The organism is Bacillus sp. DNRA2, from assembly GCF_012843265.1.
Classification (GTDB): Bacteria; Bacillota; Bacilli; order Bacillales; family Cytobacillaceae; genus Bacillus_BU.
In genome coordinates, this window is the sequence record NZ_JABAIT010000005.1 from 182,875 (window position 1) to 197,911 (window position 15,037).

Genomic DNA, 15,037 nt, shown 5'->3' on the forward strand with positions numbered 1-15,037 from the left:
ACAAAGTAATACGATGATGCTACATGAAAGGACGATATAGATGTTCCCGTTTAATTTCTTTCCATTCAATTCAAAATCAAATAAAATGATGAACGGCATGAATCCTGAACAAATGCAACAATTTACCCAAGATATGATGGGAAAGATGATGTCCAAACACATGGAAGGAATGTCGAGCCCTTTTGATATGATGAAAGGTATCTTTCCAGACAATCATTTTCAAGCAGCCACTACTACCCAACTAAACTACTCCGTTTTTGATACACATGAATATGTATTTGTTCGAATCACCATTTCAAATGAGGAATGGTTAAAAACAATGAAAATTTACCATACCGCAAATCAAATTTCCGTTGAGCATGTACCGAACCTCGACGATAAGCACAGCTTGACATTACCTGCCATCGTTAAAAAGAAGGGAGCTACTGCTAACTATAAGGATGGTATTTTGGAAATTAAGATTCCTAAAATTGTTGAGCTACAATATTCAGAAATTGACGTCACGGAGTTATTCTAGGCGTCTTTTTTATGGCTGCGTTAAACGCGGAGGTTGATTCGCTGCCGGCACTTCGCGCACCTTAGGGGCTAGTCGGGAGCCTCCTCGGCGCATTCGCGCCTGTGGGGTCTCCCATACCAGCTACTCCCGCAGGAGTCTTCGTGCCTTCCGCTCCAATCAACTTGCGATAAATCAAAATCAACACTAAGGTTAAACACAGCCTTTTTCATAAATACCATATAATTCAATAGCGGTTATTTCATATCTTCCATGACCTGACTTTTTGAGTTCTTTGCTTCTGGCTCGCTTGGAGTACCGACAACAAATTCCTTTCTAGGCATATTGTGCATATTTTCTGCTGTTACATGTGCAATCACATAGTATGTACCTTCTCTATCAAAAGTCTTTTCAAGTTTATATGCTCCGTCAGTTGCCTGTTTGATTTCAAACTCTTCATGAGACTCATCCTGTGAGCGCCAAACTTCAAAAGTCACTTCACGAGCATCAGTAACTACTTCATCCCCATAAGTAACGACTGCGTTGAACGTGACAGGTTCATTTGGCATTGGTTTTTCAGGATCTATTTTAACATTTACGTCAACCCACTTTAATTCATCTTCTGATGATTCTTCTTTGTCAGCACAAGCAGTTAAGACCATTGAAAAAAATATCATTCCTAATATTAATATCCATTTTTTCATCTTGCATCTCTCCCCTTTGATCTAAATAACTTTTGTTTCTCTAGAAATATTTTTACATATTCAGACAAGATATTGCAAAAGAATTATTCTTCTTAATTTTTTCACAAAAAAATGCTCAGGTAAATCTACCACCTAAGCGATTACCATTCTCAATTATTGAGTAAGCTCATTTCTGAAAGGAAATTAATTGAATCTACCTTCCACGGATCAACTTGTGAAAACCGGACAACTTCAATATTCCCACGAAATCTTTTCAATCCTTGTTCTTTTATATATAAGTCAAGCTGAACCGGAATAGACAACTGTAATTCTGAGGTTAAGTCTTCAATTGGAAGAACAGTCATCTGACTTATTCTGACTGAATCAATTTTCGATAAAAGCGTAGACCATTTCACAGTTTGCAGTGAGACGAGCGACATAATCGTTTCATCTTGTTCTTTGATACCCGCCATATACGCATTAACTACTTCATAAGGTTCAGCTTGTGATAGGTGATCCTCGAGCCGTCCCGCTGCCTTTAATATCATTAATTTATGAGATAAATCCATATGATTGGTACGATGTGTTGTACTCCCATAAAAATGAATGCAGAAATGACCAGGAAAATTATTTTGCAATGCTCCAGCACCATGTGGCATCCCATGCATGGAAGCTGGAATTTTTTGCTTTCCATTTAAAATAAAAATAGATCTCCTTCGCCAGCTCCATTTCCCATTATAGATTTGTTTCATTATTTTGGTATCTTTACTTGTCAATGGTTGCACATCGGCATGTCGACTCCCTGCTCTCCTTTGTACCCGAAACTTTAACCCTGTCTCCGTGTCCTTTACAGTAAACTTACTGTATCGTGGTAAGACTTTATTGACCCTTTCCCAAGATAAGATGCCGTATTGCGGAGTAGCAAAACCTCTCTGCGGTTGAGACAATCCTAATAGGATCATCACAAACAGCGAAGTCAAGCAAATTGTTATATTGGTATGCTTCATTTTTCCACTCTCAATTTCATTAATTAATTACGATATTTAAGTTTTTCCGATAGGAAACTAAATCATTCAATGAAAAAACCCCTTCAATCAATCGAAGAGGTTTTTTTACTTTTACATTTTTGTTTTTAAAATTTCAATCGCTTTTTGAATTTGCGTATCATTTTCTTGAATCGTTTTGCTTAAGCGACCCATTAATTCCATAGATGTTTTTCCGGTTAAAATACCGTTTGCTTCTATGTTAGCATCCTTTTGTAACGCGATAATTGCTTGTTTGGTTTTATCATCAAAATAGCCATCCTCGCGACCAGGATCCAAACCAATAGCTTTAAGCATTTTCTGAGCATTTTTAATATCGCTTGAAGAATCAGATAACTTCCATTCTTTGTCATGATCTATGATTTGTAGCGATGCATATTCAGGTAAACTTACCTCAAAATTCGGCTTCACACCTTTTTTATTAATCCAATTCCCTTTAGGTGTTAACCATTTTTCTGTCGTAAACTTGATATTGGAGCCATCTGGAAGGTCCTGTGCTCGTTGAACTGTTCCTTTACCAAACGAAGTTTCGCCCACTAAGGAAATACCGGCAGATTCACTTACTGCTGCAGCGAAAATCTCCGATGCACTTGCACTACCTTTATCGATTAAAACAACGAGTGGAGTTGTTGAACCTTTACCTTTATTCGTTGATTTGTATTCTTCGACTTTTCCATCACGACTTTCGACTTTAAAGATAACCTTCCCGCTTGGAACAAACATGCTAGAAATATTAATCGCTTGATCGAGCAATCCACCCGGATTCTGCCTTAAATCAAGGATCATTCCCTTCATTCCTTTACCTTGCAGGTCTTGAAGAACTTGTGTAAGTTCTTCAGTCGTATTTGAAGAGAAAGAAGAAACCTGAACATGAGCTATCCCATTTTCACCTTCCACCATTTCTCCATATACCGTTTGCAATGGAATGGTGTCCCGAGTAATTGAAACATTGATTGGATCATCCACACCTGGACGAAGAATGGCTAACTCAACTTTTGTACCCTTTTCACCACGAATAAGCTGAACAGCTTCAGTTGTACTCATACCTTGCACACTTTTACCATCAACGGTAAGGACCTTGTCGTTAGGCTTTAATCCAGCCTTTTCTGCAGGTGAATTCTTAATTGGGGTGACAATAACGATATGTCCATCCTGTTCAGAAATTTCAGCACCAATTCCTTCGAATGTCGAAGAAATACTTGTGTGAAATTTATTTGCTTCTTCGATGTCCATGTAGTCTGAATATGGATCATCAAGCGCATCCATCATCCCGTTAATTGCACCATTAATCAATTTCGAATCTTTTACATCTTTAAAATAATCCTGCTTAATCGTATCAAATACAGAATATAGTTTGTCAAACTCCTGTCGATCATTCGTAACAGCTGGAACAACCTTTTCATCTCCAAATGCTAATGCAAATGTAGTAATTCCAGCTGTTAAAAATACAAGCAGTAATAATAACATCGCAAAATGGAATTTTTTCATTCGAATAAAGCCTGCAGATTGTTCGGTCTTTTGATGCCCCTCTTGTTGCTCAGGCTGTTTTTGGTCTACTTGATTTTGCTCCAAACCTCTCACCACTTTCATATTCCCAATATAATCTAATAAAATTCTCTTTTTACACAATACCACTACTTTAGCGTATAAAACAAAGAATTCCTGTGAACATTGTTTAAATTTACATTAATTTTTTATAAATTACATTTTTTTTACGACATGAAAATATTCTTCAAGTGTCCATTTTTTTTCATAAATCAGGGTTGCAGCTTTTTCCCCCACATAACGAAAATGCCACGGTTCAAATTGGTATCCAGTGATATCCTCTTTCCCCTTAGGATAACGGAGAATAAACCCGAATCGATGCGCATTTCTTTCCAACCATTTGCCTTCGGCTGTTGAATCAAATTCCTCGGTTAAATAATTGTTAACACTTTCGCTCGATATGTCCATGGATAGCCCTGTTTGATGCTCACTATTCCCTGGTACAGCCACCGCTTGTATCGCATGCTCCTCGCCAACCTTCTCAACCTCAGCATTATATAAATCCTTTTGGCGGATATAAGAACGATAGCCTGAAACAGCAAGTAATTCAATTCCTGACTTCTTAGCAGAAGCAAACATTCTTTCAAGGGCACCGGCTGCTTCCTTACGCAAATAGCTTTTCTCAATTTCTTGTTTACCAAAAGAAAAACGGACATGAGGTCTGATTAAATCCTTAGGTTCATAATTGGCTGGTAATGCATACTGTTTATTGACCAAAGCAAGAATGTTCATTGGATTTTGAATGACGCTTTTCCCGGCAACCTCCTCAATCTGATTAAAATAAGCTGCCTCAAGTGTTAATTCACTTGCTTGTCCTTGATTGGATTGGGCTAAACCATTCTGATCCGAATGGTTAATAAACGGGACCTTTTTTATATAGGAATCAATTTGACTGCATCCTGTTAATAAGATCAAGCATATGCCAATCTGAAAATGCAATCTTTTCATTCTGTCCACCAATCCTATTATGATAATTTTCATTACAATATTAAGTATTTTACCACGAAACGGCCAGAAGTAACGAAAAATCAGCAAAATACTACAAAAACCCCCTAAAAACGCAGGGGAGTTGTAAACGAAAAATATATTCCAATTAAACAAATTTAGCTTGTTCGGCTTTTTTCGGAAATCATTACAGGGTTTGTTGATATTTTTTGTAAATAAACATATAAAAAAAAGAAGCTTCCTCCACTTAACAGTCGAGCGATGGTTGAGGTTATCATCGCAGTATTCATTGAATACTTCTCCAATAGATATACCCCAATCTGAGGCGCAATAAAGCCAATAATTGCTAATAGGATATTATAATTGGAAATACAACTATCTCGATTTTCATCTGTTGTTACCTCTAATAGAAGGTTAAATAAAAGTAATACAGTACCGGAAATAAACAGTCCTGCCACAGCATTAATGACCGTTAAATATATCAAATTTGTCGAGAGAATATTAAGGACAGGTGCGGTTGCCATGCCAATTGACACCGGAATCATCATCAAATGATTTCCATATTTATCAGCCATTCTCCCCCACCATTTGTAACTAATAATCTGTCCGATTAAGCTCGTAACTGAAATAGCACTAATCCAAACCCCTGTTGCACCTGCATATTTAATTTGATAAATACTAAATAGGGACCAAGCCATTTGCCAGGTAAAATTAAACAATAATCCACAAACTAAAAAAACAACAAATGGCTTGTGAGAAAATGCCGAAAAATTTATCCTGTAACTCTTTTTGGATGTCCGCTTTTCTTTCTTTTTTTCAACATGTCTAAATAAATAATACACCTCAACTAATCCCGCTAAAAAAGCAACAAGGAAAATGGATTGATATGGAAAAGGATTGTTTTCAGCAAAGAAGCTTAGGAAAATACCAATAATAACAGTAAAACTCATCCCCACAAAGGTCAAAAACTTATTACGCAAACTAAAAAAGGTGTTTCGCCTCACATCAGTTATCATATCGCCAATTAAAGACTGCCAACTAAGTGTTGCAAATGCACCTGGAATGTTCATTAGTCCAATTAATAATACAAATGTCCAGCCTGCATATGTCGATGGCACATAGACGACAAAAATCATCGCCAATAAAAATATCCTAGTAATTAAAAAAGCTAAGGCTGTAAAGACCTTTTTTTCGGTTAATCTATTTAGAATAATCGAGCCGATAAGCATTCCAAACATCCCCATAAATTGTGGAAGAGAGTTAATTAATCCGACCTGATAGTTGGTCACGCTTAACACACTTATCGCAAAAAGTGAAAAATAACTGTTGCTCCCATTCAAGGCGATAGCCTGAGCAATGCCATTACGAATACTATATTTCTCGTTCAATGCATCCAAATTATTCAATTGTGCATCTTCTTTCATAAAAGTATTATTTTGATATACTAAATAATACTTCTAAACAGAATTGACTACAATCTTTTTCCTAAACCAGCTTCGTAATAAAAATAAAAAAAGGTACCCGATGTTTATCAGGTACCGAATCTTAAACCCACCTTATTATGCGTCTTTAATAGCGCCTTCAAGAGCCACTTCAATCATTTCGTTAAAGGTTGTTTGCCGTTCTTCAGAAGTTGTTTCTTCTCCTGTTAAGATATGATCACTAACAGTAAGTACGGATAAAGCCTTTCGACCAAACTTAGCTGCAAGTGTGTAAAGCGCAGCTGTTTCCATTTCAATTGCTAAAATTTGATACTTTGCCCATTTTTCATGTTCGGCATTATCATTATAGAAAATATCAGCCGTAAACACATTGCCGACCTTTAAATTTAAGCCTTTTTCAATCCCAACATCGTAGGCGCTTTTTAATAAACCAAAATCCGCTGTGGGAGCATAATCAACTGCCCCAAACGTGAGGCGATTCATTTGTGAGTCAGTAGAAGCACTCATGGCCAGAATTACATCTCTGACCTTTACATCCTTTTGGATTGCCCCACAAGTACCGACGCGAATCAATTTTTGTGCGTTATAGCTTTGCATTAATTCTGTAATGTAAATGGAAATGGATGGTACTCCCATTCCGGTACCTTGAACAGAAATTCGTTTTCCTTTATATGTACCTGTGTAACCAAACATGTTTCGAACCTCGTTATAACAAACCGCATTTTCAAGAAATGTTTCGGCAATATATTTTGCCCGAAGTGGATCTCCTGGTAAAAGAACAGTTTCAGCAATTTCATTTTCTTTTGCAGCGATATGGATACTCATTAATAATCCTCCATTCTTTTCCTGATAACAATCACACTATATCACATCTCCTCAAGAATAGAAAAATAGAACAATACTTAATGATAATTTATAAAAATGGAAAGGCTAAAAAGGTATGCTAAAGAACTATTCAAGCAGATGAAGGAGGAATTCACGTGGGTAAAAAACATCGAAGTCGTATTAATTCACCTAAGAAAAATAATCATATTCCACCTGAAGCAATAATCGCAGAACAGGAGGCACACGGAAAGGAAAATCGTGCCGGGAACCGTAAGAATAAGCAGTAAATTACGATTCGGTCCATCATTGGTTAAGTGTATGTTTCCATACAAGAAAAGAAGAGGGGCCAACTGACTTCCTCTTCTTACCTTAAATGAACACGATTAATTTTAATCCAACCTCCAGGCTGTAATTGATAAAAGGATTGTCCGCTTCGGCCTTCCTCAATCGAAATAATATCGCCTGTACTGACATATCTGCCATTATAATCACCCGGAATTAAATCTGATACATTAAAGATTTTAAAAATATTTTCAAGACATTCCTTATGATTCGCTTCTTCAATCAAGAGACGATATACTTCTTCGTACCCTTTTTTCTGTCTAAATACTGGAGTTTGGTAAAGGGTTACATCAAATTTTTTCTTACGCTTCCCTACTAATTCCATTATCATTTCGACTCCCCCTAACGAAAGTTTTCCAAATAATTGTCACTGAGTTGGAATTATTTTGAAAGTTTAATCAAATGATTAATTATTAATTATCCATTGTCCATGTCGAATCCTTCATCGGATATCTTGTTATTTTGTCGGTTGTCATGAGAGTTTTCGACAAGGGGGTCTACTGATAATCAAAAAAAGAGTGGGTTCGCCCACTCTTTTTTGCTCTTTATAAAGAGAATTTTTGGATGACTGAATTAATTTTTTCACGTAGAGATGGTAAGTCACCAGAGCTAACTGTAAAATGAATATGACTTTCATCCATTTCGAGCGCTTCTGCTAAAAATCCCCCTAACCCACGTGCTTTACGATCAACTTGCATATAAATATCCGTCATGGAACTTGAGCTCGGGAAAAAGACAATTTCTAGTTCATCAAGTTTGCCACGGTATGTTCCTGTAATCGGTACAAATTCAAATTCCTGCACGAACGGTAATCGTTTACGAATTCGATACGGTGCTTCTTCACACTCAACTTCACGTAGGCGAAAACCTAAATCGTTAACAACGTTTATTACTGCCTCCGTCAATGGATTGGGAATGACCTTAATAAAATCTTTATCGGTTGGATCAACTGCATTTTTGATATCCAAACCTGTCTGGACCCAAATTTTTGATCTACCCAATGATATTGGTGTATCAATGGGCAATTCAAATGAAAATGGAATTTGTTTTGTTTCCTGAGACTTAATCACAAAAGGCTCATTTAAGCGTACCTGCTCAATAAGAGCGTTAACTGTATATTTACGATCATCTGATTCTTTTAAGTAAGTTGTAAATAACGATAAATAAATGGCATCAATTTGCTGCTCCACGCTGCCACCCCGGACTTCTACAATGCCTTTTACTGCTTCACCAGGAACAAGTGTATCTCGTTCTAATTTCGTATCAACTGTTGCAGCACCAATACCAATACTGGCGAATACTTTATTAAATAATGACATTTTATTCCATCCTTCCGTAGGTTAATTAATAATTTGTTGAATATCAAGTTTAATTTGTTCAGCATTCTCATATGGAGGGGCAGATTGGAGCAATTTCCTAATAACCATTTTGGCTTGTGGCGATAGACTCAATTCCTCTTCCCAGCTTTTTTCCTTTTTACCTTCAGGAGGTATATATCCGGAATACAAAAGAAATAATAAAAAATGCCCAAGACCGTAATAATCGCTTTTATAATCGATTTGTTTACGTGGATGGCGAGTCATTACTCTAATCTCCATTTGATTTTGCAAAACCTTTTCCGCTAGGCCCAAATCTATCACTTTAATCGATTTTCCATCCCACATGATATTAGGAATTCGGATATCTCGATGGACAATATTCGCCTCCTGTAAGGAAACAATCGCTTGTAACAGTTCATAACCTAACATAAACGATTCTTTTTCATTAAATACCTTTCCTTCTTCAAAAATTAACTGTTCAAATGTTTTCCCTTCAATGAACTCCATCGTAAAATAAGGGATACGATTGACCGTACCATTATCGTAAAATGTTGGAAAACAAGGTGAGTTTAGCTCTCGCAAAAATAAGATTTCCTGTTGGAATCCAGCGCGACCCTTTTTCGTTAATCGTTTATGCCATCTTAACGTTTTCAGGACCATGTTTTGTTGACGGACAGAATCAAATACAAGGTAACTGTGTCCATAACTGCCACTGCCAAGGTGACTGACGACTTCATAGCGGTTTAAAAGCTTGGTGCCGCTCTGAAATGGCTTCTCAACTATATTGGAGATAATTAGAACGATTGACTTCCACATGTAGCCCTTCCACTCTCAATTCATGTTAGCTTGAGAAAAAGCTTCCGAAGCTTGAAAAACTTTTATGCTTTTTCTTATAGTGATGATGACCATAATGTGAATGATTTTGATATTTATAGCCTTTTTTCCAAGCATCACTGCTACTGTAATGTTTATAATGATGTTTGCTATTCATGGCACTACCCAGGAGCGACTTTAATAGTTTTTTTAACATGTTCATTCCTCCTCTAACTTCCTAATTTGATTATACGATATCCAAAATAAAAAGTTTCATTTTTCAAAATCAAGTTATCATTAATTTTTCTTCACGCAAAAATGACGAGCATATCACACTCGTCATTTTGTCATCTATGTCAATCATCAGATACTTCCTCATCAATAATGCTCTTTTCAACTAAGTACTCAAAGGTAATATCAGCTAATTCCTCCAGTTCATCTTCTGCGGGAACGTATCCCCGTTTTAACAGCTCATGAAAGAAAAATTCTGCAATTTCTTCCGTATCAATGAATACTTCAATTTCTCTCACAGTATCGCCCCCTTTATAGGAATGTATGAGCGTTTCTGGTATTTCATACCCTTTTTATTGGGTTATTTTTCTTAACATAATTCATTCGTGCTTAAAAAATGAACGGTCTATTTTGTGAGATTTTTTCATCGGGGGATCAAAGAAGGTGGGAAAAAGATAGATAAGACTATTTATTCATGAGTGATTAATTTCATCGCCATTTACAGCAGATGATAGCTTTTTTAAAACAACCTTCATTACCTGCCTATATTCCTCATCATGGAATAAATCGTATAGTAGTCGATAATCATTATATACATCTAATAAAAAATCAATATATTCCTTCTTATCCATTTTTCTATTCAACTCTTCCCGCTCTCGATTTCGAATCGGGTTCTTTGGTTCAGGAAGATTAAGGTGCGTCTGTGGTTTATTTGCTAAAAACAGCAGTCCGAGCTTCTGAAGAAACAGGTCTGCGGTTTCTGCATCCGCCACTAATAACAGTTCTTCCTCGCCTGCCTCTAACCATTCCCCATCCTTAATTCTCGCAAGCTCATAAATCACATCTTCCCACGCATTTTCCTTATAGCGCCATATTTCGGTACGAAATCCAACCACTTTAAATAATTCTGCTCCATAGCCCTTCACTTGAACTAAGTCACCAAAAAAGAATCGATATTCAATGTCAATATGTTCTTTTTCGACCAATTCTCCTTTGTAATCTGAGAGTAATTCTAATTTATTCTCAAAATATAGACCTTCACTATTATCAATTTCATACACATACATTCCATCAAGCCATTTGACATCTGTGACTTTACCTGTAGTACCATATAAAGTGATCACGACTATATCACCGATTTTGTACTTCGGTTTTTTCCGTTTATCCATTTCCTCCATCCTCTCAATGATGAGCCGTGAAAATATTTACGATATTATATGCACTTGAGAAGGAAAAGTCACCGCGAAAAACTCGATTTGATCATCCAAAATAAAAAGAGACAGGTTGTCCCTATCTCTCCGTTTCACAATATAAGTCCCATGCATCATCAAAGGTTGACAAGCTATGCAGATAATGCCCATTTAATTCAAGATAATTACTTATTTCATGATAGTCTGATGAAGTCTTCGGAAAACCATGATCAAGGTATGCATAGTTCGCAAATTGGCTAATTAAATCCCCGGGCTTGGGATGTCGATATTTCATCAGAAAATGGTAAAATGATTTCGTCATATCTTCGCCTTCTTCTCTTACTTTATATAGACTCTTACATGTTATAAATTTAATTTCAGTTCTAACATGCAATATGATAACTCATTATATCGTATTGTTTTCCTTTTTTAATGGATAATTTTCAATCAAAATAAATATTGCAATTAATACCTCATAAATTGTCAATGTATAAACTAATTTCCATTTTATCAGATTGTTAACTAATATAAAAAAAAGCCCTCATTGCTGAGCGCTATACCTTTACTTCTCCCTATAACTTGAAACCTGAGGATGGCATCGATAAATTAGGAATACAGAAAGCACGGCAATTACGCCAAAAACAAGACCATATTTTGTTCCTAATTGCACGATAGTCTCACTGTGATCACCAAACGTGAAGCCTAATATAAAATAGATCATGGTCCATACAAGTGCAGTGGAATAAGAGTATATGGAATACCTCTTAAAAGTCATTTTATTCATGCCAACAATATAGGGAACAATATGTCGGACAACTGGGATAAAATAACTAACGATTAAAGCAATATTTCCGTATTTTTGCGTGATTTCCTCAGCTTTAATATAGTACTTAGCCTTTCTTTTCATTACTCTATCGACTACTTTTTTTCCAAGTATCCTGCCTAGAACAAACCCAAGCGACAACCCCGACACAACACCTAGGTAGGTAATCATAAAAGCAGGTACAAGCTTTAACATCCCCATAGATGAAACGAAACCACCTGTCGCTACAATCATTTCATCTGGAATCGGCATTCCTACAATCCCAAGCCATAAGCAAAAAAACAAAGCGACATACCCATATTGATGGATATAGATTAATAATTCATTTTCTCCCATTTATCGTGTCTCCTGCCCTTTTTCGCATGCCAAAACATAGGCCGGAGGGAAATTCAGCCATACCTTTGTTTCTGTTATTCTCGGAAAAAAACTCTGTATTAATTTCTTTTTCACTCGAGAGTATTGAAATGTAATAAACTTGCCGCTATGAAGAAGTGAGTCTTTGACATTACGTAAAATTCGTTCCGAAACATCTATCGGCATTGAAGTAAACGGTAATCCCGATAATACATAGTCTACCCTATCAAGATTGAGCCCTACTAAGTACTTTTTCAAATTCTCTGCGGAACCATGGATTACATGGACGCTTTGGTCTTGGGCATATTTATGCTGCAAATCTTTTACAAAAGTTTCATTAATTTCAATAAGGATTAAAAATGTAGCTTTCTTTTTTCGTTTGACAAGTTTTTCAGTAAATGCCCCAGTACCTGGTCCCAATTCCACAATCGTTTTTGAATGTTCAAAATTGATTGTCTCTAGCATATTCTTCGCCAGTATTTCTGAGCTGGGCGTAAGCGCTCCAGTATTTCTAGGATGTTTTATAAATTCGCCAATAAATGTTATGATTTGCATCCTGTTTCACCTCATACCCGTAATTTATACTCAAGTATGCAGGATAGATATTAAGATTAAGTGGATGCTTTTCTTAAGATTTTATTAGGATTAGAGTTCTATTCTGTTCCTCAGCTACAATCCTTTAGTTAAGAACTCTTTCACTTCTTAACTTCAAAATCAACTTACATCTTTCACAAGAAATAACTTCAAGTAGAAAATCTAGGCTAAATCTAGTAAGATATCTTCATGTGACATTAAATAAGGAGTTAAAAAAATGAGTGTATTAAATGTACAAAATTTAAGTCACGGTTTCGGTGATCGTGCGATTTTTAATAATGTGTCTTTTCGACTTTTAAAAGGTGAACACGTTGGGCTTGTAGGAGCAAATGGTGAAGGTAAGTCGACTTTCATGAATATTGTAACTGGGAAGTTGCAACCCGACGAAGGGAAAATTGAGTGGTCACGAAAGGTGCGTGTTGGTTATTTGGATCAGCATGCTGTACTTCAAAAAGGTACGACGATGCGTGAGGCTTTAAGTACTGCTTTTCAATACCTATTTGATGCAGAAGCGGAGATCAACGAACTTTATGCCAAAATGGGTGATGAGGGTGCTGATATCGATGCACTGCTAGTTGAAGTTGGAGAACTTCAAGAAACCTTAGATAGTAATGATTTCTATCAAATTAATTCAAAAGTTGAGGAAGTTGCTCGTGGTCTAGGCTTAGACGATGTAGGACTTGATCGAGATGTAGCCGACCTTAGCGGTGGGCAACGTACGAAAGTTTTATTAGCTAAGCTTTTGCTAGAAAAGCCTGAAATCCTATTACTAGACGAGCCTACGAACTATTTGGATGAACAGCATATCGAATGGTTGAAGCGCTACCTGCAGGAATATGAGAATGCATTCATCTTGATTTCACATGATATTCCATTCTTGAACAATGTAGTTAACTTAATCTACCACATGGAAAACCAAGAGTTGAATCGCTATGCTGGTGACTATGATAACTTCCTAAAAATATATGAAATGAAAAAGCAACAGCTAGAGTCCGCCTACAAGCGTCAGCAACAAGAGATTGCTGATTTAAAAGATTTCGTTGCTCGTAACAAGGCAAGTGTTGCGACTCGTAATATGGCGATGTCACGTCAAAAGAAGCTGGACAAAATGGATATTATTGAATTAGGGAAAGAGAAGCCTAAACCTGAGTTTAATTTTAAAGAAGCTCGTGCAGCAAGTCGCTGGATTTTCGAGGCTGAAGATCTTGTGATTGGTTACAATGAACCACTTTCACGCCCGCTGAATTTGAAAATGGAACGCGGCCAAAAAATTGCATTCGTCGGTGCAAACGGTATTGGTAAGTCAACTCTTTTAAAAAGTATTCTTGGGTTGATTAATCCAATTTCGGGTAAAGTAGAACGTGGTGAGTATCAATATATCGGTTACTTTGAGCAGGAAGTGAAACAGTCCAACTATAACACTTGTATTGAAGAGATTTGGAGCGAATTCCCAAGTATGAATCAGGCTGAAGTTCGTGCTGCTCTTGCAAAATGTGGATTAACGACAAAACATATTGAAAGTAAAATTGAAGTCCTTTCTGGTGGAGAAAAAGCCAAAGTTCGTTTGTGTAAAATTATTAACACAGAGACGAATCTATTAATTCTAGACGAGCCGACCAATCACTTAGATGTGGATGCAAAGGAAGAATTGAAGCGGGCTTTAAAGGCATATCGCGGAAGTATCTTGATGGTATCCCATGAACCTGAATTCTATCGTGAAATTGCCACAGATATTTGGAATTGTGAGGATTGGACCACTAAAGTGTTTTAATTAAAGACGGAGGGGTACCCAATGATTTTACTAGGGTACCCCTTTTTATTAACATTTTTAGTCAATTTACTTATGCTACAGGCCACCTTAATGTTTCTAAATGAGGGCTTTTTGATTTTTTTTGAAATAAAATTACACTTATTTTTTAATATGGAGTTTTTCTACAGTTAAGACCAAGCAAAAGTAAAAATAAGCGGAGGTTTTCCGCTTACGCAAGTCAAAACACGCCATTTTTCACGTTTTTAGAATCAATAAGCGGAATCTCTCCGTCTATTTACGCTATTTTTAATACTATTCTCGAATTAGTCGGAGTTTTTCAGGCTGTTGAGAAAGTCCGTGTTTTTATCAAATTAACGCGTTAATGTGGTATAATAATTTATATATAGTAAATACCCGGAAGGCGTGACTACATTGCTAAATGGTACGAATTCGACTCAATCTAAAACAAGCCAGCTTGAACTAGTAGACATAGAATTATTGGTTCCTGAGAACCACCTCCTTCGATTAATTAATGAACACGTAGATCTTTCCTTCATCAGGGAAAAGGTGCGTCCTTTTTATAGTGAAACCAAAGGAAGACCTTCGCTTGATCCCGTTGTACTGTTCAAAATGATACTAATTGGA

20 protein-coding genes are annotated in these 15,037 nt (G+C 36.5%); 4 read left to right on the plus strand and 16 right to left on the minus strand.

The window, feature by feature from the left end:
• Positions 1 to 40 precede the first annotated feature (40 nt).
• A complete protein-coding gene (locus HHO41_RS06810) occupies positions 41 to 517 on the plus strand; it encodes an Hsp20/alpha crystallin family protein (protein ID WP_169096791.1) in 477 nt (158 codons plus the stop codon).
• Between the two features lie 61 nt (positions 518 to 578).
• On the opposite strand, the gene HHO41_RS22585 is transcribed toward HHO41_RS06810, so the two are convergent.
• The 7 genes from HHO41_RS22585 to deoD form a co-directional block, all read right to left on the minus strand.
• Positions 579 to 701, minus strand: a complete 123-nt coding sequence (locus HHO41_RS22585) for a hypothetical protein (protein ID WP_282434269.1) — start codon at positions 699 to 701, stop codon at positions 579 to 581.
• 49 nt (positions 702 to 750) lie between these two features.
• Positions 751 to 1,197: a FixH family protein gene (locus tag HHO41_RS06815; RefSeq protein ID WP_169096793.1), complete on the minus strand. Its 447-nt coding sequence runs from the start codon at positions 1,195 to 1,197 to the stop codon at positions 751 to 753.
• Positions 1,198 to 1,346: 149 nt separating this feature from the next.
• Positions 1,347 to 2,183: a hypothetical protein gene (locus HHO41_RS06820; RefSeq protein ID WP_169096795.1), complete on the minus strand. Its 837-nt coding sequence runs from the start codon at positions 2,181 to 2,183 to the stop codon at positions 1,347 to 1,349.
• A gap of 111 nt (positions 2,184 to 2,294) precedes the next feature.
• The gene (locus HHO41_RS06825; protein ID WP_169096858.1) at positions 2,295 to 3,809 is read right to left on the minus strand and encodes a lmo1851 family serine protease; all 1,515 of its coding nucleotides are present in this window, start codon (positions 3,807 to 3,809) and stop codon (positions 2,295 to 2,297) included.
• A 111-nt stretch (positions 3,810 to 3,920) separates the two neighbouring features.
• Positions 3,921 to 4,712 (minus strand): M15 family metallopeptidase, encoded by a 792-nt coding sequence (locus tag HHO41_RS06830; protein ID WP_169096797.1) that lies wholly within the window; start codon positions 4,710 to 4,712, stop codon positions 3,921 to 3,923.
• 155 nt (positions 4,713 to 4,867) lie between these two features.
• Entirely contained in the window at positions 4,868 to 6,115 is a 1,248-nt protein-coding gene (locus HHO41_RS06835) for an MFS transporter (protein WP_248278387.1), read from the minus strand.
• Between the two features lie 153 nt (positions 6,116 to 6,268).
• The gene (gene deoD / locus HHO41_RS06840; protein ID WP_169096801.1) at positions 6,269 to 6,976 is read right to left on the minus strand and encodes a purine-nucleoside phosphorylase; all 708 of its coding nucleotides are present in this window, start codon (positions 6,974 to 6,976) and stop codon (positions 6,269 to 6,271) included.
• 155 nt (positions 6,977 to 7,131) lie between these two features.
• Here deoD and HHO41_RS22590 point away from each other — a divergent pair, with 155 nt between their 5' ends.
• Positions 7,132 to 7,263 carry a hypothetical protein gene (locus HHO41_RS22590; RefSeq protein WP_348981229.1) on the plus strand — a complete coding sequence of 44 codons (132 nt, stop codon included), beginning with the start codon at positions 7,132 to 7,134 and terminating at the stop codon, positions 7,261 to 7,263.
• A 77-nt stretch (positions 7,264 to 7,340) separates the two neighbouring features.
• Here the strand turns inward: HHO41_RS22590 and HHO41_RS06845 are convergent, their stop codons facing one another.
• From HHO41_RS06845 to HHO41_RS06885, 9 genes are all read right to left on the minus strand, one after another.
• Entirely contained in the window at positions 7,341 to 7,649 is a 309-nt protein-coding gene (locus tag HHO41_RS06845; protein WP_169096803.1) for a YodL domain-containing protein, read from the minus strand.
• A 214-nt stretch (positions 7,650 to 7,863) separates the two neighbouring features.
• On the minus strand, positions 7,864 to 8,637 hold the full coding sequence (locus HHO41_RS06850; RefSeq protein ID WP_169096805.1) for a sporulation protein: 774 nt from the start codon (positions 8,635 to 8,637) through the stop codon (positions 7,864 to 7,866).
• Between the two features lie 21 nt (positions 8,638 to 8,658).
• Entirely contained in the window at positions 8,659 to 9,453 is a 795-nt protein-coding gene (locus HHO41_RS06855) for a serine/threonine-protein kinase (RefSeq protein WP_169096807.1), read from the minus strand.
• Between the two features lie 25 nt (positions 9,454 to 9,478).
• Positions 9,479 to 9,667, minus strand: a complete 189-nt coding sequence (locus HHO41_RS06860; RefSeq protein WP_169096809.1) for a hypothetical protein — start codon at positions 9,665 to 9,667, stop codon at positions 9,479 to 9,481.
• A gap of 139 nt (positions 9,668 to 9,806) precedes the next feature.
• A complete protein-coding gene (locus tag HHO41_RS06865) occupies positions 9,807 to 9,980 on the minus strand; it encodes a YozD family protein (RefSeq protein WP_169096811.1) in 174 nt (57 codons plus the stop codon).
• Positions 9,981 to 10,154: 174 nt separating this feature from the next.
• Entirely contained in the window at positions 10,155 to 10,850 is a 696-nt protein-coding gene (locus tag HHO41_RS06870; protein WP_169096813.1) for a hypothetical protein, read from the minus strand.
• Between the two features lie 121 nt (positions 10,851 to 10,971).
• On the minus strand, positions 10,972 to 11,193 hold the full coding sequence (locus tag HHO41_RS06875; RefSeq protein ID WP_169096815.1) for a YozE family protein: 222 nt from the start codon (positions 11,191 to 11,193) through the stop codon (positions 10,972 to 10,974).
• Between the two features lie 240 nt (positions 11,194 to 11,433).
• On the minus strand, positions 11,434 to 12,030 hold the full coding sequence (locus tag HHO41_RS06880) for a DedA family protein (RefSeq protein WP_169096817.1): 597 nt from the start codon (positions 12,028 to 12,030) through the stop codon (positions 11,434 to 11,436).
• Entirely contained in the window at positions 12,031 to 12,603 is a 573-nt protein-coding gene (locus tag HHO41_RS06885) for a class I SAM-dependent methyltransferase (RefSeq protein WP_169096819.1), read from the minus strand.
• A gap of 256 nt (positions 12,604 to 12,859) precedes the next feature.
• Between HHO41_RS06885 and HHO41_RS06890 the strand changes: the two genes are divergently transcribed.
• Together HHO41_RS06890 and HHO41_RS22235 are read left to right on the plus strand one after the other, a co-directional pair.
• On the plus strand, positions 12,860 to 14,413 hold the full coding sequence (locus tag HHO41_RS06890) for an ABC-F family ATP-binding cassette domain-containing protein (RefSeq protein ID WP_169096821.1): 1,554 nt from the start codon (positions 12,860 to 12,862) through the stop codon (positions 14,411 to 14,413).
• A 411-nt stretch (positions 14,414 to 14,824) separates the two neighbouring features.
• A partial coding sequence (locus tag HHO41_RS22235; protein WP_211171062.1) for a transposase occupies positions 14,825 to 15,037 on the plus strand: 213 nt, incomplete at its 3' end.